22 protein-coding genes are annotated in these 20,945 nt (G+C 58.1%); 13 read left to right on the top strand and 9 right to left on the bottom strand.

Annotation, left to right across the window (positions count from 1 at the left end; translation table 11 throughout):
• Nucleotides 1-333: 333 nt before the first annotated feature.
• Nucleotides 334-1,665 (bottom strand): ATP-binding protein, encoded by a 1,332-nt coding sequence (locus ACF0H7_RS27875; RefSeq protein WP_397450030.1) that lies wholly within the window; start codon nucleotides 1,663-1,665, stop codon nucleotides 334-336.
• The gene (locus ACF0H7_RS27870) at nucleotides 1,662-2,402 is read right to left on the bottom strand and encodes a response regulator (RefSeq protein WP_397450029.1); all 741 of its coding nucleotides are present in this window, start codon (nucleotides 2,400-2,402) and stop codon (nucleotides 1,662-1,664) included. Before ACF0H7_RS27870 ends, ACF0H7_RS27875 begins: the two co-directional genes overlap by 4 nt.
• 304 nt (nucleotides 2,403-2,706) lie before the next feature.
• On the opposite strand from ACF0H7_RS27870, the gene ACF0H7_RS27865 reads away from it, so the two are divergent.
• From ACF0H7_RS27865 to ACF0H7_RS27855, 3 genes are all read left to right on the top strand, one after another.
• Nucleotides 2,707-2,973 (top strand): DUF2790 domain-containing protein, encoded by a 267-nt coding sequence (locus ACF0H7_RS27865; RefSeq protein WP_397450028.1) that lies wholly within the window; start codon nucleotides 2,707-2,709, stop codon nucleotides 2,971-2,973.
• A 12-nt stretch (nucleotides 2,974-2,985) separates the two neighbouring features.
• A complete protein-coding gene (locus ACF0H7_RS27860) occupies nucleotides 2,986-3,150 on the top strand; it encodes a hypothetical protein (protein ID WP_397450027.1) in 165 nt (54 codons plus the stop codon).
• A 156-nt stretch (nucleotides 3,151-3,306) separates the two neighbouring features.
• Nucleotides 3,307-3,582, top strand: coding sequence for a hypothetical protein (locus tag ACF0H7_RS27855; protein ID WP_397450026.1), 276 nt, complete (start codon nucleotides 3,307-3,309; stop codon nucleotides 3,580-3,582).
• A 212-nt stretch (nucleotides 3,583-3,794) separates the two neighbouring features.
• Here ACF0H7_RS27855 and ACF0H7_RS27850 read toward each other — a convergent pair whose 3' ends face one another.
• Entirely contained in the window at nucleotides 3,795-4,781 is a 987-nt protein-coding gene (locus ACF0H7_RS27850; protein ID WP_397450025.1) for an MBL fold metallo-hydrolase, read from the bottom strand.
• A gap of 255 nt (nucleotides 4,782-5,036) precedes the next feature.
• Here ACF0H7_RS27850 and ACF0H7_RS27845 point away from each other — a divergent pair, with 255 nt between their 5' ends.
• A complete protein-coding gene (locus tag ACF0H7_RS27845; protein ID WP_397450024.1) occupies nucleotides 5,037-6,254 on the top strand; it encodes a cytochrome c biogenesis protein DipZ in 1,218 nt (405 codons plus the stop codon).
• A gap of 87 nt (nucleotides 6,255-6,341) precedes the next feature.
• On the opposite strand, the gene ACF0H7_RS27840 is transcribed toward ACF0H7_RS27845, so the two are convergent.
• From ACF0H7_RS27840 to ACF0H7_RS27830, 3 genes are all read right to left on the bottom strand, one after another.
• Nucleotides 6,342-6,686: a cupin domain-containing protein gene (locus ACF0H7_RS27840; protein WP_397450023.1), complete on the bottom strand. Its 345-nt coding sequence runs from the start codon at nucleotides 6,684-6,686 to the stop codon at nucleotides 6,342-6,344.
• A 102-nt stretch (nucleotides 6,687-6,788) separates the two neighbouring features.
• A complete protein-coding gene (locus ACF0H7_RS27835; protein ID WP_397450022.1) occupies nucleotides 6,789-7,607 on the bottom strand; it encodes an alpha/beta fold hydrolase in 819 nt (272 codons plus the stop codon).
• Between the two features lie 37 nt (nucleotides 7,608-7,644).
• On the bottom strand, nucleotides 7,645-8,577 hold the full coding sequence (locus ACF0H7_RS27830; RefSeq protein WP_397450021.1) for a LysR family transcriptional regulator: 933 nt from the start codon (nucleotides 8,575-8,577) through the stop codon (nucleotides 7,645-7,647).
• A 128-nt stretch (nucleotides 8,578-8,705) separates the two neighbouring features.
• Between ACF0H7_RS27830 and ACF0H7_RS27825 the strand changes: the two genes are divergently transcribed.
• The 4 genes from ACF0H7_RS27825 to ACF0H7_RS27810 all read left to right on the top strand — a co-directional run bounded on the left by ACF0H7_RS27825 (nucleotide 8,706) and on the right by ACF0H7_RS27810 (nucleotide 12,878).
• Nucleotides 8,706-9,467, top strand: a complete 762-nt coding sequence (locus ACF0H7_RS27825; protein WP_397450020.1) for a sulfite exporter TauE/SafE family protein — start codon at nucleotides 8,706-8,708, stop codon at nucleotides 9,465-9,467.
• A 234-nt stretch (nucleotides 9,468-9,701) separates the two neighbouring features.
• On the top strand, nucleotides 9,702-10,598 hold the full coding sequence (locus ACF0H7_RS27820) for a LysR substrate-binding domain-containing protein (protein WP_397450019.1): 897 nt from the start codon (nucleotides 9,702-9,704) through the stop codon (nucleotides 10,596-10,598).
• 115 nt (nucleotides 10,599-10,713) lie between these two features.
• Nucleotides 10,714-11,859 carry an alpha/beta hydrolase gene (locus tag ACF0H7_RS27815; RefSeq protein WP_397450018.1) on the top strand — a complete coding sequence of 382 codons (1,146 nt, stop codon included), beginning with the start codon at nucleotides 10,714-10,716 and terminating at the stop codon, nucleotides 11,857-11,859.
• 125 nt (nucleotides 11,860-11,984) lie between these two features.
• Nucleotides 11,985-12,878, top strand: coding sequence for an NAD-dependent epimerase/dehydratase family protein (locus ACF0H7_RS27810; protein WP_397450017.1), 894 nt, complete (start codon nucleotides 11,985-11,987; stop codon nucleotides 12,876-12,878).
• A gap of 87 nt (nucleotides 12,879-12,965) precedes the next feature.
• On the opposite strand, the gene ACF0H7_RS27805 is transcribed toward ACF0H7_RS27810, so the two are convergent.
• Entirely contained in the window at nucleotides 12,966-14,549 is a 1,584-nt protein-coding gene (locus tag ACF0H7_RS27805) for a peptide chain release factor 3 (RefSeq protein WP_397450016.1), read from the bottom strand.
• Nucleotides 14,550-14,879: 330 nt separating this feature from the next.
• Between ACF0H7_RS27805 and ACF0H7_RS27800 the strand changes: the two genes are divergently transcribed.
• The 5 genes from ACF0H7_RS27800 to ACF0H7_RS27780 all read left to right on the top strand — a co-directional run bounded on the left by ACF0H7_RS27800 (nucleotide 14,880) and on the right by ACF0H7_RS27780 (nucleotide 19,970).
• Nucleotides 14,880-15,593: an ABC transporter permease gene (locus ACF0H7_RS27800; RefSeq protein ID WP_397450015.1), complete on the top strand. Its 714-nt coding sequence runs from the start codon at nucleotides 14,880-14,882 to the stop codon at nucleotides 15,591-15,593.
• 14 nt (nucleotides 15,594-15,607) lie between these two features.
• Nucleotides 15,608-16,519, top strand: a complete 912-nt coding sequence (locus tag ACF0H7_RS27795; protein ID WP_397450014.1) for a glycine betaine ABC transporter substrate-binding protein — start codon at nucleotides 15,608-15,610, stop codon at nucleotides 16,517-16,519.
• Nucleotides 16,516-17,169 (top strand): ABC transporter permease, encoded by a 654-nt coding sequence (locus tag ACF0H7_RS27790; protein ID WP_397450013.1) that lies wholly within the window; start codon nucleotides 16,516-16,518, stop codon nucleotides 17,167-17,169. Before ACF0H7_RS27795 ends, ACF0H7_RS27790 begins: the two co-directional genes overlap by 4 nt.
• An 11-nt stretch (nucleotides 17,170-17,180) precedes the next feature.
• Nucleotides 17,181-18,341, top strand: coding sequence for a betaine/proline/choline family ABC transporter ATP-binding protein (locus ACF0H7_RS27785; RefSeq protein ID WP_397454041.1), 1,161 nt, complete (start codon nucleotides 17,181-17,183; stop codon nucleotides 18,339-18,341).
• Between the two features lie 465 nt (nucleotides 18,342-18,806).
• On the top strand, nucleotides 18,807-19,970 hold the full coding sequence (locus tag ACF0H7_RS27780) for a type III PLP-dependent enzyme (protein ID WP_397450012.1): 1,164 nt from the start codon (nucleotides 18,807-18,809) through the stop codon (nucleotides 19,968-19,970).
• A 74-nt stretch (nucleotides 19,971-20,044) separates the two neighbouring features.
• Here ACF0H7_RS27780 and ACF0H7_RS27775 read toward each other — a convergent pair whose 3' ends face one another.
• Both ACF0H7_RS27775 and ACF0H7_RS27770 read right to left on the bottom strand, forming a co-directional pair.
• Nucleotides 20,045-20,638: a hypothetical protein gene (locus ACF0H7_RS27775; RefSeq protein WP_397450011.1), complete on the bottom strand. Its 594-nt coding sequence runs from the start codon at nucleotides 20,636-20,638 to the stop codon at nucleotides 20,045-20,047.
• Nucleotides 20,631-20,867: a hypothetical protein gene (locus ACF0H7_RS27770; protein WP_397450010.1), complete on the bottom strand. Its 237-nt coding sequence runs from the start codon at nucleotides 20,865-20,867 to the stop codon at nucleotides 20,631-20,633. The genes ACF0H7_RS27775 and ACF0H7_RS27770 overlap by 8 nt, the downstream gene beginning before the upstream one ends.
• Nucleotides 20,868-20,945 lie beyond the last annotated feature (78 nt).

Below are 20,945 nucleotides of genomic sequence, written 5' to 3'. Positions count from 1 at the left end.
TGGATGTTCGCAGTCTATAGGGCTGAAACCGGGTTAATCGTAGCGCTTTGTATTGCACTGTATCTGACGGGATATGGACACACAGGCACACAAAAAAGCCGGTTTTTGCGGTGATAGGGATCGCCCCGGCTTGCTTCTGCCGAAGGCGTAGGCGCTGCCGAAGGCTGCGATCTGGCGCGTAGCGGCAGTAAAACCAGATCACGCGGAGTGTCAGGCATAACCGATTGCTTGGGTTTGCGACTGCTAGGCAGCCGATCGCGAGCAAGCTTGCTCCTACGCCCTCTGGGCAGGATCAAAAGCGGATTAGATCTCTAGCGACAATGTCGCTCCTCGTCAGAGGTGAGGGGCACTTAGCAGCGTTGGTCGATGCAATTGCAGTTCGGCACACAAGCCGCCACCCGAACGATTGCTCAGCCGCAGTGAACCGCCGAGGGCAGAGGCCAGTTGCTGGGCGATGGCCAATCCGAGCCCGGTGCCACCAGTGTTGCGATTGCGCGAGTTTTCCACGCGGTAGAAAGGCTTCACCACCTGCGCCAGTTCTTCTTCGGCGATGCCTGGGCCACGGTCCATGACCTTGATCGACAGGCCCGCGTCGGTCGTGGTGCTGATCTCGATTTCCGCCGCGCCGGCAAACTTCAGCGCGTTGTCGATCAGGTTGACCAGCACCCGGCGCAGCGCGTGAGGGCGGGTGTCGATCACCGCGCCATTGTGGCCGCTGAGTTGCACGTCCTTGCCCATGTCCTGGTAGTCGAACACAAGACTGTCGAGAAAGGCGTCGAGGCTGGTGCGTTGGGTGGCTTCGGTGTTGCCATGAACGCTGCGCGCATAAGCCACGCCTTCGCGGACCAGGTGCTCGATTTCACAGAGGTCTTGCCAGAGCTTGTCCTTTTCCTCGCAGTCGTCCATGAACTCGGCGCGCAGTTTCATACGGGTAATGGGGGTTTGCAGGTCGTGGGAAATCGCCGCGAGCATCTGCATCCGATCTTTCAAATAAGTGGCGATCCGCGCCTGCATGGCGTTGAAGGCGACGGCGGCATGAGCCACTTCGGTGGGGCCCGTTTCGTCCAGGGCAACGCTGTGGGCGTTGGGGTCGAGGGTCTCCACGGCGTGGGACAAACGGGTCAACGGGCGTACGGCAATTCGTACGGCCAGCCAGGTGCACGCGATCAGCACCACCATTTGCCCGAGCAGCACAAAGGGCAGCCATGGCGAAACAGGAATGCCGGTGGGCATGACATCGATGGTCACTGGGCGGCCATCGTCAAACTTCAGGTGTACTTGGAAATGAGCTTTCGGGCCGGGAAGGGTCGTGTAGGTCTGCGCGCGCTCGGGGCCGATGGCGTCCCTGATCGAGGCCGCTGCCATGGGCGCGTTACTCATGTCCATCGGTACGCCTGCGGAGCCTTCGCTTAACAGATAGCGATAGTTGCTGTGATCGAAGCGTGGCAGCCAGGCGGCGCGCTCGTCGGGCGGCAAGCGGTTGAGCACGGCGATGGTGGTGCTGACATCATTTTCCAGGTTGTCGAGCATCACCGCTTTAGCGCTTTCGTAGCGCTCGTAGAACTGCACGCCGAAGGACAAACCCTGGGCGAGGATCAAACCGATCAGAAAAATCAGCGACAGACGAGAGGCCAGCGTCCGTGGCCAGCGCAACGGAAAGATCATGACTCTGCGCCGAGGATTTCCACCGGGAACGAGAACACGTAGCCCTCGCTGCGCACCGTCTTGATGTAGGCCGGGTTGCGCGAGTCGTCCAGCAGGCGTTGGCGCAGACGGCTGACCAACAGGTCGATGGAGCGGTCGAACAGGTCGGCGTCGCGGCCTTGGGTCAGGTTGAGCAATTGGTCGCGGTTCAGCACCCGTTGCGGATGGTCGAGGAATACCCGCAACAGGCGGTATTCGGCGCCGCTGAGGGCAACCATGGTGCCGTCTTCATCCAGCAGATGACGCGCCGTGGTATCCAGACGCCAGCGGCCGAAGCCGACCAGACGTCCGCTTTCCATCACTTGCAGGTTGGGCGGCAGCATCCGGGTGCGACGCAGTACGGCGTTGATCCGTGCCAGCAGTTCACGGGCGGCGAAAGGTTTGGTCAGGTAATCGTCGGCGCCCATTTCCAGACCAATGATGCGGTCGGTTTCATCGTTGCGTGCGGTGAGCATCAGGATGGGAGTGGATTTGTGTTTGCCCGAGCGCAGTTCGCGACACAGCACCAGTCCGTCGTCGCCGGGCAGCATGATGTCCAGCACGATCAGGTCCACCGGGGTGGACTCGAGGAACGAGCGCATCTGCCGGCCATCGGCGACGACCGTGGTGCGCAGCCCGTTCTTCTTCAGGTAGTTGCCTACCAGCTCTCGGATCTCGCGGTCGTCGTCCACGATCAGAACGTGGTCTACGTGTTCCATGTGTAATACCCCTGAGTGTGCGGACGTCGCGCATTCTAACCAGCCGCTGCGTGCCTTCCGCGTGTCTTTGTATTCCAGTGTATCTGGAGATGCCCTGTATACATTAAGACACAGTACGGTGCTTTTTGCGGGGTCTTGTATCGCTCTGTATCCAGCCACCGATCCTACACATACGGATTCGATCAAGGCCGTTTTCGACACATTGGAGATACCTCACGGGCTTCAAATAGGTTCCATCGAGGCAACGCCACACCGCCTCACACCATTCTTGATGACGTACCTATTAACCCTTGAGGAAACCACCATGAAATCGAAAGCCATCTACGCTGCCGCTCTGTTTGCTGCCCTGAACATCTGCACCTTTGCTGCCCACGCTGACAGTCATGCCAACGCTGAAACCTACGCCTACGGCACCCATCTGGACATCAAGAAAGTGCTGTCGTCGGAACAGGACGAGGGGCCTAACTGCGGGGTGGTCATGGCTCGCTTGACTTACCTGGACTCGAAAGACCAGACCCGCGCGCTCGACTACTTGAAAGTTTCTGACGTCTGCCGCAGCCAAGGCAACTAAAAGGAACGCGTTATGAAAACCTTAAAAAGCTATCTGACGGCTGCGTTCCTGACCTTGGCGGGGGTTGCGGCGGATGCCGCTGCCTCAACAAAAAAGCTCAATTGCGACAACAGCGTGTGTTTTCAGTTGGCGCCTTTGGCGGACAACAACAACGCGAGCAAGCTGAGCCAAGTGTGATGCGATGCAGTGCATATGCCTGAAATGAATCATTTTTTCGCACTATCAATTTCAACGATATCCGCTAGCAATCCGATTAACTTCTTAATAATCGGGCGCGGCGTAGAATCAAACCCATACCCACTTACAACTTCTAAAACATTGCGGAGCACCAACATGAAAACTTCTAAACTCATCTTCGGTCTGGCGTTTTCGGTACTGGCTGGCGCTACTTTCTCAATTCCAGCGTTCGCAGAAAACGGTTCGGCTCATATTCACTCTGCTCATGTAGCGGCTGATGGTGCAGATCATGTTGGTGCGAACCGTGTAGCGGCTGACGGTGCAGATCACGTTGGCGCAAATCGTGTAGCGGCTGATGGTGCAGATCATGTTGGTGCGAACCGTGTAGCGGCTGATGGCGCAGACCACGTTGGTGCAAACCGCATCAGCTAAGACGTCCCCTGCTTCAAACCCAGCCCGGCCTTAGTCGGGCTTGATTTTGGGCGATACAAAAGCCGCAGATGCACGCGATCCCTGTAGGAGCTGCCGAAGGCTGCGATAAAGTCGGCACGACTTTCCAGCCATTTAATATTCACCACCGTTGCCAGCGCTCCGCACTGGATCGCAGCCTGCGGCAGCCCCTACAGGTGATGTGTCGTGCTCGCTTACAGCCGAAACTTCATCCCATCCACGGCAAACTTCAAATCCCCCTGGTAATGCTGACGAATCGACAGCGTCACGGCGTTGCGCGCTTCGTCGATGGTCGGCGACAGGTGGCTGAGCAGCAGGCTGGAGACTTTCGCCGCACCGGCGATCTTGCCGATGTCGCTGGGCGAGGTGTGCAGCGTGTACAGAATCGGCGGCGAGTTTGGTGGGTCGAGCACCACAGCGTTGAACACCAGTAGCTCCGAGCCTTGGGCGATCCGGCTCAGTGCCGCATGCGCGTGGGCGTCGATGTCGCCGCTGAAGGTGATGCTCTTGCCTTTGTAATCGACCCGATAAATGACCGATGGCGCATCCCGGTGGTGGCCCTTCACGGCACTGATTACCAGTCCATCCTGGCTAAGGATCACCTGAGGCGTGGCGTTGTCGCCATCCATCGCCCGGCTGACGAACAAGTCTGTGGTGTCGAATTTGACCGTGCCGGCGAAGTCCTGCAGGTAACTGAACGCACCGTCGCTGCCGAACAGCAGGTCGATGTAATGGCGGGTGGAGGGGAAGTGCGCGGCTGGTTTGCCGTCGTCGTCGGTATCCGCATTGCTGCCACCGGGGCCGAACACCTGAAAGTGAATATCCGTACGCGAGCTCACTGCTCGCGCCTTGATGATGCCTGGCAGTTCACCCACGTGATCCACATGCAGGTGCGTCAGCAGCACGATATCCAGCCCACGAATGTCCAGCTTCGCTTCGCCCATTCGCACAAAGGTCCCCGGGCCGGCATCCACCAGAATCCTGGGCTTGCCATCCAGCAGCAGGGCATAGCCAGCCCCCGCGCGGCCGGTGGCGCCTGGTCCGCCGGAGCCGAGCACCACCATCTCCAGCGCTGACACGTTGGTATCGGCGGCCTGGGCAAAACCAGCACTCACGCTCAGCAGCGCGGCGCACATCAGCCTCGCAGGATGTTGCAGCAGGCAACGTAGGAAAAGCATCATCAGTGAACCCTCGCAATAAGGGTTCAGTGTAGGCAGGCCCGATTAAATCGGGATGAGGCCTTAGCGAATGTATCTCACTGTATCCGACTGCCATCCAGACACTTTCCGACTTAACACAGACCCTTCTCGACACATCCGAGATACCTCGCGGGCATTAAATAGGTTCCATCGAGACAACACAGACCGCCTCGATCAAATGATCCGCTCAGTACCGATATCGCTCCAGACTCCCTTTGACCTTGTGCAGGTGACGCCATGCTACTCATAGCCTTTCTGGGCGGGATTCTGACGATCCTCAGCCCTTGCATCCTACCGGTAGTACCTTTCCTGTTCGCCGGTGCGAATCGGTCCCGGTCCTCGGTGTTTCTTACCCTGGGTGGCATGGTGTTGACCTTTGCGCTGATTTCGAGCCTGGCCGTGGTCAGCAGCGATTGGGTGAGCAAAGCCAATATCGCAGGACGCCAGGTGGCGTTGCTGGTGATGGTGTTGTTCGCGCTGTCGCTGATTTCGGCGCGGGTTGGCACCTGGCTGGCACGACCTTTTGTGCTGTTGGGCAATCGCATCGATCCCGCTGCGAGCACCCTGTCCGGCCCGGCTGCTTCGGTGTTGGTCGGCGTCGCTACCGGTTTACTGTGGGCACCCTGCGCCGGCCCTATATTGGGTGTCATCCTCACCGGGGCCATGTTGCAGGGCACGAACGCCGGGACCAGCCTGTTGCTGGTGGCTTACGGTCTGGGTAGCGCGCTGTCGCTGGGTACGCTGATTTTCGCCGGTAAAGGGCTGGTCAGCCGACTGAAACCTTCGATCCCCGTCACAGGCTGGTTGCGACGCGGTGCTGGTTTTGCGGTGTTGATGGCTGCGGCGGTGATTTTCACCGGTAGCAACAGCGCACTGTTTGCCGGAGCTTCGTCGCAAGGCGTTACCTCGATCGAGCAGGGGATTTTGCAAGGCGTGCCCAAGGCCGTCGACTATGTCATCAGCAAAGTCAGTGCGGGCACCTTGGACGAGTTGCGATCACAGGGCGATATGCCGTCATTGTCCGGCGCAGTGCAATGGTTGAACTCGGCACCGCTGAGCAGCGAGTCACTGCGCGGCAAAGTAGTGCTGGTGGATTTCTGGACCTTCGACTGCATCAACTGCCAACACACGCTGCCGTACGTCAATGACTGGGCGAAGAAATACGAGAAGGACGGGCTGGTGGTGATCGGCGTGCATACCCCTGAGTTCGCCTTCGAGAAGATCATCGGCAACGTTCAGCAGAAGGTCAAAGAGTTGGGCATCGGCTACCCGGTGGCGATCGACAACAACTACACGATCTGGCGCTCGTTCGATAACCAGTACTGGCCGGCGCACTACTTGATCGACGCGCAGGGCAAGATTCGTTACACGCACTTCGGCGAAGGTGCCTACGACACGCAAGAGAAGGTGATTCAGAAATTGCTGGAAGAGGCTAAGGCGCAAAAGCCACTGTGATCCTCTCGCTTCCAGGGTTCATGATCGGTAGTCAGGAAGGTAAAGGCGGTTTGCGTTCGGCAGCCGCCTTCCCGGTGAAGCGTCTTATCAGGCAAACACAAAATACTTACGCACAGTTTCAACCACTTCCCACGTCCCTTTCATGCCCGGCTCGATGATGAATTTGTCACCGGCGCGCAAGTGAATCGGGTCTTTTCCTTCTGGGGTGATGATGCAATATCCTTCCTGGAAGTCGCAGTATTCCCACTTCACATATTCCACATACCACTTGCCCGGCGTGCAGATCCAGGTGCCCATGATCTTGCTGCCGTCCTCGGAGGTGTAGGCGTTGAGGTTGACGGTGTGCGGGTCACCTTCAAGCTTTTCCCATTTGCAGGCATCGACCACGGGCAGCGGATGAGTGTCGCGAAGAACGGTAATTGGCGAAGACATGAGAACTCCAGATCAGGGGGCAAGGCCGACACCATAGGTGGGTTGAGTCGGTGTCAGTTGTCTGTGCTCGACATCGGGGTATCCAGAAACGCTGAGCCAGGCCTAAACCGGCGTATTTTGCTGAAGCCATTCAAGCAGCGTGTCCGTGACGAACGAGGGGTTTTCCAGGTTCGAGATATGACCGGCCTCGGGTATCAGCACGTACTTGCAGCCAATGATCTCGGCCATTCTGAACGTTTCCTCAGGGGGCCGAGCCATGTCCAGCGCGCCACACATCAGCAGCGTGGTTGCGGGATTGAGCCCGGCCAGTTGTGATGTGGTGTCGGGGCGTCCGAACACGATCCTGCCCAACGGCACGACTGACTGCCGCAGCTGATCGGCCGAGAAACGGCTCAACTCATGTCTGAAACGGCTGTGTACCTCTTGGTCCAGCGCCGAGCCCGCGTGAAAAAATAGCGGCAGGATGGCGTCGAGCATGGGCGCTGGAATGGTACCCAGGGCGCCGATGGCGTCGAGCATCTGGAAGTATCGCGTGTGACTGGCTTCAGGCTCTGCATCCAGTGACGTATCCATCATGATCAGTGCTTTGATGCGCTCGGGTTCACGCAGCGCAAGTTCAGCGCCCCACATGCCGCCAACCGATAAGCCGATGACTGCGCACTGCTTGATATCAAGGGCATCGAGCAGGGCGCTCACATGAGTGGCCAGGTCGCCCAAGGTCTGGGTGCCCTCTGGAAGCGGGCCGGACTGCCCATGCCCCCAGAGGTCCGGCACGATGACTTGATAATGCTCGGACAAGGCTTCTATTTGCGGCGCCCACATGGTCGAGTCCCACAAATAGCTATGCCCCAGCACTATCGGGAAGCCCGTGCCGTGGATCTGGTAATGCAGGGTTTGCTGTTCAATCGTGATGAATGGCATTTTGTTTTCACGTCAGTATGGAGAGAACGGGTTAGGCCTAGGATGCGTCAGGCCACGATAGTGTTCCACTGTTACCCTCAGGCGCTTCACCCGTGCCCAAGGCTTCGAGCAATGCCTTGGCATATCCCGGCAGCGCGGAAAAGTCGGTCGCGCACAGCAGTAGTTTTCGTACCGCCCATGGATCGCTGAGGGCGATGCTGTTGAAGGCTTGCCGCGAGGGCCAGCGATCGATCGAGGCCTGCGGCACAATACTGACCCCGGCACCGCGCGCCACCATGCGCATCACCCCGTCGTAACCCTCGGCACGAACCCGGATGCGTAGGCGCTTGCCGCTGTGCAGCGCTTGTTCTTCGAGGTAGATACCCATGGCACTGTTGATCGACAAACCCACGTATTCGTAGTCCAGCGTCTCGGTAAAGCGTGCAGAACCGAGGCTGCTCAGGGGATGCCCCAGCGGCACGATCAGGGTCAGCGGGTCGTCGCGAAAGGGCCGGGTTTGCAGGCCAGTGGCGTCCACAGCGTCGGAAATGATGCCGATATCGGCAGCGCCCTGACGCACGGCGTGCAGGATGCGCAGACTGGGGTGCTCTTCCAGATCGATATCAATGGCAGGATTTTTTACCAGGAAGTCCGCCAGCAGCTCCGGCAGGTATTCGGTCAGTGCCGAGGTGTTGCACAGCAGGCGCACCTGCCCCTTGAAGCCCTTGGCATAGTCCGCCAAATCGAACTGCATGCGTTCGACTTGCTGTTGAATCAACCGCGCATGTTGCGCCAACGCCTTGCCCGCCGGGGTGGGCGTGACCCCACGACGCCCGCGCTCCAGCAGCGCAATACCCAGCGAGCCTTCCATCGCACGCACCCGCGCACTGGCGGAGGCCAATGACAAATGGCTGCGGCTGGCACCAGCGGTGATGTTGCCGCTTTCAATGATTTTCAGAAACAGCCGAAGGTCGATCAGGTCAACGTGCATGATTATTCACTTTTGGGGTGAGCCTCTGTCCCTTACTAAGGCTGACTCAAGATATCGCAGATTTTCAGATCTGCCGAACCGGTCCAGAGTAGGTCTGTGAAAACATTAACAGGTTTAGGTCTGTCGCCATGAATACGCTCTTCGAACTCTATCAAAACCTCGGTATCACTTTATCCGCGCTGGTCATCGTGACCTTTCTGATGGCGGGCATGGTCAAGGGCGTCATCGGCCTCGGTTTGCCCACGGTCGCCATGGGCTTGCTCGGCCTGGCTATGTTGCCGACGCAGGCAGCGGCCTTGTTGATTATTCCGGCGACCGTGACCAACGTTTGGCAATTGGTGGCGGGTGGCGAGTTACGGGCCTTGGTTCGGCGCTTGTGGCCCATGCAACTGATGATCTTTGTCGGCACCGGGTTGGGCACATGGTGGCTGGGCATGGGCTCGGGGCCGTCAATGACGCGGGCGTTGGGCGGGGCATTGTTGCTGTATGTGCTCAGTGGATTGTTTCTGCCGCCACTGCGTATTTCCGCCAAGTGGGAACCGTGGCTCGGGCCGTTCTGTGGCGTGATCACGGGTGTGATCAGTTCGGCAACCGGCGTGTTTGTGATTCCGGCAGTGCCTTATTTGCAGGGCCTGGGGCTGAACCGCAATCAACTGGTGCAGGCGCTGGGGATGTCATTCACCACCTCGACCCTGGCCTTGGCCATTGGCCTGTTCTGGCGCGGTGCGCTGGGCGGCGGCGAGATGGGTGCGTCGTTGCTGGCGCTGATCCCGGCGATGCTCGGCATGATGTTCGGGCAATGGTTGCGGCAGCGGATCAGCGCCGTGCTGTTCAAGCGGGTGTTCTTTATCGGCATGGGTTTGTTGGCGTTGCACTTGTTGATCGGTTGATTAAATTCGCCGGTGTACTTCCCGTTCCACAAGGCTAACGTGTTCCTCGGCGAAGGTTTTTGGCGCCTAAAAGCGGCTGCTTTGCAGCCGATCGCAGCCGTCGGCAGGTCCTGCAGGTCCGCTTTTTGTAGGCGCTGCCGAAGGCTGCGATAAGGTTGGAATAGCCTTCAGATGCTGGCTGTTTTTTGCTCAGAATATGGCTAATATCCAGCATGTTTTGAGCAGGGGACAAAAGTGAAAGCCAGGTCAGACGAGCTACAAGTCTTTGTATCGGTCATTGAAAGCGGTTCGATTTCAGCGGCAGCAGAGCAGGTGGGGCAAACCCCGTCGGCCATCAGCCGCACCCTGTCGCGGCTTGAGGCCAAGCTCGACACCACGCTGATCAACCGCACCACGCGGCGCATGGACCTGACGGAAGAGGGCAAGTTCTTCCTCGAAAAGGCCAAGCAAATCCTCGCGCAAATGGACGACCTCGAAGAGCGTCTGGCGATTCGCCAGCAATCCCCCGCCGGGCGTTTGCGAATCAACGCGGCGTCGCCGTTCATGCTGCATGCTGTGGTGCCGTACATAGCCGAATTCCGCACCCTGTACCCCGATATCCACTTGGAACTGAACAGCAACGACCTGATCATCGATCTGCTGGAGCAGAGCACCGACGTGGCGATTCGCATCGGCACGCTGGCGGACTCGACCCTGCACGCGCGTTCGCTGGGCAGCAGCCCGCTTAATATCCTCGCCAGCCCTGCCTATCTGAAAAAACACGGCACGCCGACCAGCGTCGAAGCCTTGGCCGAGCATGCCTTGCTTGGATTTACCCAGACCGAAACCCTGAATCACTGGCCGTTGCGTCATGCCCAGGGCGACCGCCTGGAAATCGATCCCTCCGTGTCAGCCTCCAGTGGCGAAACCTTGCGGCAGTTGGCGTTGGCGGGGGAAGGCATCGTCTGCCTGTCGCACTTCATGACCCACGAAGACATTCGACTCAAGCGTTTGCAGGTCATCCTGCCGGAAGCCAACAGCGGTTATCGGCAGCCGATTAACGCGGTGTACTACCGCAACTCACAGCTGGCGCTGCGTATTCAGTGCTTCCTCGACTTTATTCAAAAGAAGCTGGCGCGTTACGCATCCTGAGTATTTGTAGGGATTTACTGATTATTTACTGTGAGTTCTTCCTTGTCCGGCGTCGGGCCGGGTAGTCTGCGGGTTTATCGTTGCGCAACCTGATACGGATGAACCTGTGAGCCTTATGACCCTTCAAATTCGCCCTTGGCTGGCTACCGGTTTTTTGCTTGGCAGCTTGGCAATAATGTCCGGTTGCGCGGGTGATCCGCCGGACCCGCGAATCAAGTTCGACGAGCAACTCAACGTGGACCTGAGCACGGCCTATCAGCCTTCCCGCAGCGAAACCGCCAAATGGGACGCCACCTGGCAGTTCGACAAGCAATCGGTCGACGTCGCCTTTATCGCGCCTGTCACTCATGAACGAGTACCGCTGATCATTTACCTGCCAGGCCTGGGGGAATCTGCTTCAGCCGGCGAGGAGTGGCGTGCCAGTTGGGCGCAAGCCGGGTACGCCGTGCTGTCGATTCAGGGGCAGGCCTATGGCACGGCCGTGTTTGCCACGCCTCTGGCGCAGGCGGGCGATTTTCGGGCCATGGCGGGCAACGGTTATTCCAAAGCGGCCTTGCGTGACCGGTTGAGCATTGTGCAAAAAGTGGTGAGCGAGGCTCAGGCGCGTGCGGCGAAGGGTGATACGCAACTGGCCGCTATCGACTGGAACCAGGTGGTGGTGGCGGGCTTCGACCTGGGTGCACAGACTGCGGCAGTGATGGTCGGCGCCCACGAGCCCGGCATCACATCCGGTGTTTCCGTACAGCCCAAAGCTGCGCTGTTGTTGAGCCCTTACGTGGAAGCGGGCGCCAATCGGGAGCTGTTCGCGCAGATTAGCGCACCGGTATTGTCGATCACCGGCCCTGACGATGAAGACCCGTTCAACTGGGTCAGTTCCTATCGGCAGCGCCAGGTACTGGGTGAGTCGGTGACCGTAGCCGGCAGTTATCAGGTCGAGCTGAATCGGGCCACGCACAAGACGCTGTCCGGCACCGAGCTGGTCAGCCGTCCTGTAACCCATGAGCCCAAAGCGCCAGAGCCTAACGAAACGACGAGCAGCAAACACACCAAGGGCAAACATTCGTCTGGCGGGGCGCACGGACCTGCGGCCGATGAACCGGCGACCGATCCGAAGCAGGTCGCGGCCATTCGCTCGATCAGCCAGGCGTTTCTCGACAGCCAGCTCAAGCACAGCCCTGCGGCCAGTGATTGGCTGCACAAGAACGCTACAAGTTGGTTGAGTACTGCTGGCCGGATGCAGGAGCAGATCGGCGCTCGCTAACCTTGATGTGTAATGGGTGATTCGTGATTCTGGCGCAAGAGTCATTTGGGCTTGCGCGTCTTATTCACGGGTAATAACTCCTCAATACTGGGCCTACAGTCTTTACACCCTTTGAGGAGTCACCCATGAATATTTTCATCACCGGATCCGCAGGTTTTATCGGTGGCTCCATTGCCACCGCGTTGGTCAAAAAAGGCCATCAGGTCACCGGCCTGGTACGCAGTGCCGAACAAGCTGAAGAAATGAGCGCACTGGGTATCACCCCGGTGATGGGCACATTGGACGACAGTGCGCTGCTGACCGAGCAGGCACGCAAGGCCGACGCGGTGATCAACGCCGCCAGCAGCGATCATCTGGGCGCGGTCAAAGCCTTGATCGCCGGCCTTGAAGGCTCGAACAAACCCTTCCTGCACACCAGCGGTTCGAGCATCGTTGGTGATGCGTCCGGCGGTAAAGCCAGCGATATTATTTATTACGAAGGTCAGTTGCCTGAGCCTACGGCGGACAAGGCAGCTCGCGTGGCGCTGGATACCTTCGTGCTGGATGCCGCCAAGCGTGGTGTACGTTCGGCAGTGATCTGCAACACCTTGATCTACGGTCACAGCCTTGGGGTGAAACGCGACAGCGTTCAGTTGCCGCGTTTGCTGAAACAGGCGCAGAAAAGTGGCGTTGTTCGTCATGTGGGTCCAGGGCAGAACATCTGGTCCAACGTACACATTGAAGACGTGACCGAGCTCTACGCGTTGGCGCTGGAGAAGAACCCGGCAGGCACCTTCTACTTCGTGGAAAGTGGCGAAGCGGCGTTTGTTGATATGAGCAACGCGATTGCGCAGGCGCTGGATTTGGGCAAGGCGCAGGACTGGCCGTTGAAGGATGCCGAAGCAGAGTGGGGTTATGAAATGGCCAACTATGGCCTGGGTTCCAACAGTCGCGTGCGGGGTAAGAATGCCCGCGAGTTGCTGGGCTGGGCGCCGAAGCGGACCTCGGTGATTGATTGGATCATTAATGAAATGATCTAACACCCTTGTAGGAGCGGGGTTGCCCGCGATGGCGTCTGATATGACCCACCGCTATCGCGGGCAAGCCCGCTCCTACAGGATGTGGTGTTAGTGATGCTCGCGCGTCGCGCGGAATTTCACATCAGGCCAACGCTCTTCCATCAAGGCCAGGTTGACTCGGGTCGGTGCCAGGTAGGTCAGGTGACCACCGCCATCGACCGAGAGGTTTTCCACGGCTTTGATTTCGAACTCTTCCAGCTTTTTCTTATCGCCGCATTCGATCCAGCGCGCTGACCACACAGTGATCGGCTCGTAGGCGCATTCGACTTTGTATTCTTCTTTCAAGCGGCTCGCGACCACATCGAACTGCAGCACACCCACGGCGCCGAGGATGATGTCGTTGCTGCGCACTGGGAAGAACACTTGGGTCGCGCCTTCTTCGGCCAGTTGCTGCAAGCCCTGACGCAGTTGCTTGGACTTCAGCGGATCTTTCAGACGCACGCGACGGAACAGTTCCGGGGCGAAGTGCGGGATACCGGTGAAACCCAGGTTCTCGCCTTCGGTGAAGGTATCGCCGATCTGGATCGTGCCGTGGTTGTGCAGGCCGATGATGTCGCCGGCAAAGGCTTCTTCCAGTTGCTCACGCTCGGAGGAGAAGAACGTCAGCGCATCGCCGATTCGTACTTCCTTGCCCAGGCGCACGTGGTGCATTTTCATGCCCTTGTCATAACGCCCCGAACAGATGCGCATGAAGGCGATCCGGTCGCGGTGTTTCGGGTCCATGTTCGCCTGGATCTTGAAGATGAAGCCGCTGAATTTTTCTTCGACAGGTTCTACGGTGCGCTCGTTGGCCACCCGCGCCAATGGCTTCGGCGCCCAGTTCACCACGGCGTCGAGCACGTGATCGACACCGAAGTTGCCCAGTGCGGTCCCGAAGAATACCGGGGTCATTTTGCCGTCGATGAATTCCTGCTGGTTGAACTCGTGGCAGGCGCCTTGCACCAGCTCCAGTTGATCAACAAAACGGTCGTACTCGTCACCCAGGTGGGCGCGGGCTTCGTCCGAATCCAGTTTCTCGATGATGCGCACGTCGGTACGTTCGTGGCCGTGACCGGCGGTGTAAACAATGATGTAGTCGTCGGCCAGGTGGTACACGCCCTTGAAGTCGCGGTAGCAACCAATCGGCCAGGTGATCGGCGCCGCCTTGATCTTGAGCACGGCTTCGATCTCGTCAAGCAATTCGATCGGGTCGCGGATATCACGGTCGAGCTTGTTGATGAAGCTGACGATGGGCGTGTCGCGCAGGCGGCAGACGTCCATCAACGCGATGGTCCGTGGCTCAACCCCTTTACCGCCGTCGAGCACCATCAAGGCCGAGTCCACTGCTGTCAGGGTGCGGTAGGTGTCTTCGGAGAAGTCTTCGTGGCCCGGGGTGTCGAGCAGGTTGATCATGTGATCGCGATACGGGAACTGCATGACCGACGTGGTGATGGAAATACCACGTTGCTTTTCCATTTCCATCCAGTCGGATGTGGCATGGCGGTCGGACTTACGCGATTTCACCGTACCGGCGATCGAAATCGCCTTACCCATCAACAACAGTTTTTCGGTGATGGTGGTCTTGCCCGCATCGGGGTGGGAAATGATAGCGAAAGTGCGGCGTTTCGCGACTTCGGCGGCCTGGTTGGTCATGGGAAATCGCCTGGAAGGTGATCAAAAAAGGGCGCAGATTATAGCGCAAGTGACTGCAATAACCGAACCGTTCAGTCGATGCGCGGTGGCCAATTACTATCTTTTGTGGGAACCTTTTAGACCGTGGAGACGTCCACTGCCCTGTTACGGCTAGCGTAAGGGGCTGATAAATCAGCATGTTAGCTTGACGAAGCTGCGCTCATGGCTTGTGTTTTCGCCGTTATTTTTTATTGCCGGCGATCCATCTGCTGCTCTTCGCGAACGTCTCGCCGGTTACCCGCAAGGGTCAGCCAACGGCCTGCGTTCGCCGACTGAAAAAGGAGTCCGCCCGTGGCGAATCGCTATGGCAAGGGGCTATTGGGAGGTGCGGTGATCATCGCGCTTCTGGCCCTGCTGATCCAGTGGATCGGCGTTGGTACTGTCCGGCAGTACCAGGATGATCTGTTGTTCTACCTGCAAGCGCACCTGATCCTGGTGTTGGTTTCAATGATGGCGGCCTTGGTGGTCGGGATTCCGGCGGGCATTGTGCTTAGCCGACCGAATCGTGTACATCGCGCCGAACGCTTCATGCAGTTGTTCAATATCGGTAACACCGTTCCTCCTCTCGCCGTGCTGGCCATTGCCCTGGGTGTTCTCGGGATTGGCAGCGGACCGGCTATCTTCGCGCTGTTCCTCGCCTCGTTGTTGCCCATCGTGCGCAACACCTACGAAGGCCTGAAAAACGTTCAAGGCTCACTCAAGGAAGCCGCCGTCGGCATCGGCATGACCCCGCGTCAGGTACTGTTGCGCGTCGAATTGCCCAACGCCGTGCCGATCATCATCGGTGGTGTACGGGTGGCGCTGGCGATCAACGTCGGCACCGCGCCACTGGCCTTCCTGATCGGCGCCAACAGCCTGGGCAGCCTGATTTTTCCCGGCATCGCCTTGAACAATCAGCCGCAACTATTGCTCGGCGCGGCCTGTACCGCTTTGCTCGCGCTGATCCTCGATGGCGTGGTGACACTCTCTAGTCGGATTTGGCTGGAACGCGGCCTGACTCGCTGAGTAAAGGAATTCCAATGAAAAAATTATGCTTATTTATAGGCTTTGCCTTGCTGTTCCCGCTATTTGCCCAGGCGGCTGAAAAGCCGGTCATTCGCATCGGCGCGCGAGTGTTTACCGAGCAGACAATCCTCGCCGAAATCACTGCTCAGTACCTCAAAACCAAGGGTTATGAGGTTCGGGTGACAGGTGGTCTGGGCAGCAACCTGGCCCGCAGTGCGCAGGAAAGCGGGCAGCTGGATTTGGTCTGGGAATACACCGGCGTGTCGCTGGTGGCCTACAACCATGTCGACGAAAAACTCGACAGTGCGCAGAGCTACCTACGGGTCAAAGCGCTGGATTTGAAGAAAGGTCTGGTGTGGCTGGCGCCGTCGAAGTTCAGCAACACCTACGCGCTGGCGCTGCCGAAAAACGTCGCTGACACTTACCCGCAGATCAATTCCATCAGCGACTTGAACAAAGTCCTGCAGGCTGAAGCGAAAGACAAACACCTCGTGGCGCTGGACACCGAATTCGCCAACCGCTCCGACGGTCTGGTGGGCATGGTCAAGGACTACGGCATGAACCTCAGCCGCGAAACCATACGCCAGATGGACGCCGGGCTGGTGTACACCGCGCTGCGCAATGGCCAGGTGTTTGCTGGCCTGGTCTACACCACCGACGGCCGGCTGAACGCGTTTCAGCTCAAGTTGCTGGCCGATGACAAACATTACTTCCCCGACTACACCGCCGCGCCGGTGATCCGCAAGGACTACCTCGACGCTCATCCCGAGTTGGCCGCCGATCTCAAGCCGCTGGCCGAGTTGCTGGATGACAAGACCATGCGTGCGCTGAATGCGCGGGTCGATGTCGATCACGACAGTCCTTCGGTGGTGGCCGCCGACTTTCTGCGTGAGCATCCACTCACAGCCCTCGAGGCAAGCCTATGACTATCCTCAGTGCTTTTTCCCACCTGGACTGGGCGCAAGTCCTGCACCTGACCTGGCAGCACATCACCCTGGTCGGCATCGCTGTGACCTTGGCGATTCTGATCGGCGTGCCGCTGGGCATCTTGATGACCCGCTTCCCGTCACTGGCCGGCCCGCTGCAAGCCAGCGCCACGGTGTTGTTGACCGTGCCGTCGATTGCGTTGTTCGGGTTGTTGCTGCCGTTTTACTCGAAGTTCGGCCAAGGGCTGGGACCGATGCCGGCGATCACCGCCGTGTTTCTGTACTCGCTGCTGCCGATCATGCGTAACACCTACCTCGCGTTGACTGGCGTCGAACCCGGTATTCGTGAGGCTGCAAGAGGCATCGGCATGACCTTCGGTCAGCGCCTGCGCATGGTCGAGCTGCCGATTGCAGTGCCGGTGATCCTCGCCGGCGTGCGAACTGCGGTGGTGATGAACATTGGTGTGATGACCATCGCCGCCACCATCGGTGCCGGTGGTCTGGGTGTACTTATTCTGGCTTCAATCAGCCGCAGCGATATGTCGATGCTGATCGTTGGTGCCGTGCTGGTCAGTCTTCTGGCCATCTTCGCCGACCTGCTTCTGCAATGGCTGCAACGCACGCTGACTCCAAAAGGGCTTTTGAAATGACTTCCAAGCAAATGATCGAACTGCAAGACCTGACCAAGACGTTCCAGAGCAATGGCAAGCAAGTGCGTGCCGTGGACTCGGTGAACCTGACCGTCAACGAAGGCGAGATCTGTGTGTTCCTCGGCCCTTCGGGTTGCGGCAAGAGCACCACGCTGAAGATGATCAATCGCCTGATTGTGCCGACCTCCGGCAAGGTGCTGATCAACGGCGAAGACACCACCGATCTCGATGAGGTGACCCTGCGTCGTAACATCGGCTACGTGATCCAGCAGATCGGTTTGTTCCCGAACATGACCATCGAAGAGAACATCACCGTGGTGCCGCGCTTGCTGGGCTGGGACAAACAGAAATGCCACGACCGCGCTCGCGAGTTGATGAGCATGATCAAGCTGGAACCCAAGCAGTATTTGCATCGTTACCCGCGCGAGCTTTCCGGTGGTCAGCAACAGCGTATTGGCGTCATCCGCGCGCTGGCGGCCGACGCGCCATTGCTGCTGATGGACGAACCTTTCGGCGCGGTCGACCCGATCAACCGCGAGATGATTCAGAACGAGTTCTTCGAGATGCAACGCGCGCTGAACAAGACCGTGATCATGGTCAGCCACGACATTGACGAAGCCATCAAGCTGGGCGACAAGATCGCGATCTTCCGCGCCGGCAAGCTGGTTCAAATCGACCATCCGGACACCTTGCTGGCGCACCCGGCGGACGATTTCGTCAGCAGCTTCGTCGGCCAGGACAGCACCCTCAAGCGCCTGTTGTTGGTCAAGGCCGAAGATGCGGCAGACAACGCCCCGTCGGTCAGCCCGCAGACCCCGGTCGCCGAAGCGTTGGAGTTGATGGACGAACATGACCGCCGTTCTGTGGTGGTCACCGATGGCGAGAACAGAGCGCTGGGCTATGTACGACGTCGCGACCTGCATCGTCAGCAGGGCAGTTGTTCCCAATACCTGCGCGAATTCAATGCCACGGCGGCGTATGACGAGCATCTGCGCATCCTGTTGTCGCGGATGTACGAGTTCAATAGCTCGTGGCTGCCGGTGATGGATGCCGAGCGGGTGTTTCTGGGCGAGGTGACGCAGGAGTCGATTGCGGCTTATTTGAGTTCCGGGCGTTCGCGTGGGATGAAGACCAATATTGTTTCGCCAGCGGAATTGGTGGCGGAGGTCTGATCCGGTGCCGCAATCGTCTGTAGGAGCCAACTTGTTGGCGAGGAAAATCATGTGGTATGTCTGGTACACCGCCTCGCGAACAAGTTCGCTCCTACAGGGGGCGGGCGACACGGAGAAATCACTGCGTAGGGAACATCACCCTGTCATGTAGGTCCGTTACTACAGGGTATGTAGGTCAATTCAGATGCCCGTTGGGCAAAAACGGGCAAAAACGCGACATTTTTTGTTGATCTCAAGCTCCTCAGGTCCTAAAGTTCGCGCCGAACGTCCATGCTGGAAACGATCCATCCGGCTCAAGTACTGACGACGAGACAGCAAGGCCACAGATTTCGGCCCCTACGGGCTGATTGTGGTCTTTTTGCTTTCGGCTGTTGGCCTTGGGAAGTAGGCGAACCAAAGTGGGGATACGGAGGACGTTCATTTGCACCCATTGATCATATTAGTTTGCCAGTAGGAGTTCCCAGCATGTCGATTCAGGTCGAAGACTATTTTGCGCGCGAAACTTTCGACAAAATGAAAGCGTTCGCCGACAAGAAAGAAACCCCGTTCGTGGTCATCGATACCGCGATGATCAGCAAGGCCTACGATGACCTGCGTGCAGGTTTCGAATTCGCCAAGGTCTACTACGCCGTCAAAGCCAACCCGGCGGTGGAAATCATCGACTTGCTCAAGGAAAAGGGCTCGAACTTCGACATCGCCTCGATCTATGAGCTGGACAAGGTGATGAACCAGGGCGTTGGCCCGGACCGTATCAGCTACGGTAACACCATCAAGAAATCCAAAGACATTCGCTACTTCTACGAGAAGGGCGTGCGTCTGTATGCCACCGACTCCGAAGCTGACCTGCGCAACATTGCCAAGGCTGCGCCGGGCTCGAAGGTCTACGTGCGTATCCTCACCGAAGGCTCGACCACTGCTGACTGGCCTCTGTCGCGCAAATTCGGCTGCCAGACCGACATGGCGATGGACCTGCTGATCCTTGCGCGTGAACTGGGTCTGGTGCCTTACGGCCTGTCGTTCCACGTCGGTTCGCAACAACGCGACATCAGCGTTTGGGACGCGGCGATCGCCAAGGTCAAAGTGATTTTCGAACGTCTGAAAGAAGAAGACGGTATTACCCTCAAGCTGATCAACATGGGTGGCGGCTTCCCGGCCAACTACATCACCCGTACCAACAGCCTGGAAACCTACGCTGAAGAAATCATTCGCTTCCTGAAAGAAGACTTCGGTGACGACCTGCCGGAAATCATTCTGGAGCCGGGCCGTTCGTTGATCGCCAACGCCGGTATTCTGGTCAGCGAAGTGGTGCTGGTCGCGCGTAAATCGCGTACCGCCGTCGAGCGTTGGGTGTACACCGATGTGGGCAAATTCTCCGGCCTGATCGAAACCATGGACGAAGCCATCAAGTTTCCGATCTGGACTGAAAAGACCGGTGAGATGGAAGAAGTGGTGATCGCCGGTCCTACTTGCGACAGCGCCGACATCATGTACGAAAACTACAAGTACGGCCTGCCACTGAACCTGGCCATCGGTGACCGCCTGTACTGGCTGTCCACCGGTGCCTACACCACCAGCTACAGCGCTGTTGAGTTCAACGGCTTCCCACCGCTGAAGTCTTACTACGTGTAAGCCCGGTGCCGTAACGCCAAAAGCCCGCGAGTGATTGCGGGCTTTTTATTGGCAGCGCTTTGTCGGTAACGTAGTTACTGCCTCGTTCTCAATGCCACTATTTCTTTACAGAAGCGTTGCGCCTGATTCAATCCGATCATCATCAGGCTTATGTGGGTGCGGAGTTTGGCCAGGGTCGCCAGCTCGTGCATTTGACCTATCTGATGGTTTTCGTCGCTGACGAGCGCACGTATTCGCTGATACTGGGTCAGGAAGTTGGCGAGCGCGCCCATGCCTGATCTATAACGATGGCGGGCGTTTGCTTCCAGCTGTTGCGCGGCAGCTAATTGTGCGGGGCGCGGGTTTTGCGCGCGGACGGTTTGCAGGTGAAATGACATGAAGTCATAAACCCTTGGCAACGCTTGAGAGACGGCTATGCGAAGGTTGTCGTATCCGGGCGCGGCGATGTCCAGCATCATCGACATGAACGTTAATCGCTGCTGATAATGTTTCAGCAGCTTGTAACAATCAGTGGGTGGCGACGTAGGGTAAGCAGGTATTAGATCGGGCGGCGGCGCCAAGCCGCTCAAGCGGGAGACAGGGTTTTTTTTCTCTATCGGTGATAACGCTGATAGGTAAGCAGTCAGGTAGTCGGTGAATATTGTCAGCTCATCGATGAGTTCAGACACTGATTGGTAAAAGGACGCGGCGCTTTTCAGTCTCCAGATTTTGATCTGGCTCTGCGCCATGCTCATCATGGCGTACGGAGAGCCTGGTCATGCCGTACCCCTTGCCACGGGGGGACAGTAATTCGGTGAAATGGGTGAACTGTACGACGTCGGTTTTGGGACTTTCCATAGAGGCCATACAGGCATCGATATCATCGAATTGACGTTGATCAATGAATGTTCCAGTCATGTTTTTTCCTGAAATGTTGTGTCGTGACGAGGACAACGGTTTAACCGTTGTCCTCGAAAGCGCCGACGCTGGAGCAAA

Origin of the sequence: Pseudomonas sp. NA-150, assembly GCF_044336365.1 — a bacterium.
In the GTDB taxonomy this organism is placed as follows: domain Bacteria; phylum Pseudomonadota; class Gammaproteobacteria; order Pseudomonadales; family Pseudomonadaceae; genus Aquipseudomonas.
The sequence above is the reverse complement of the archived record's forward strand: the minus strand, read 5'-3'. Positions and strand labels throughout refer to the sequence as shown.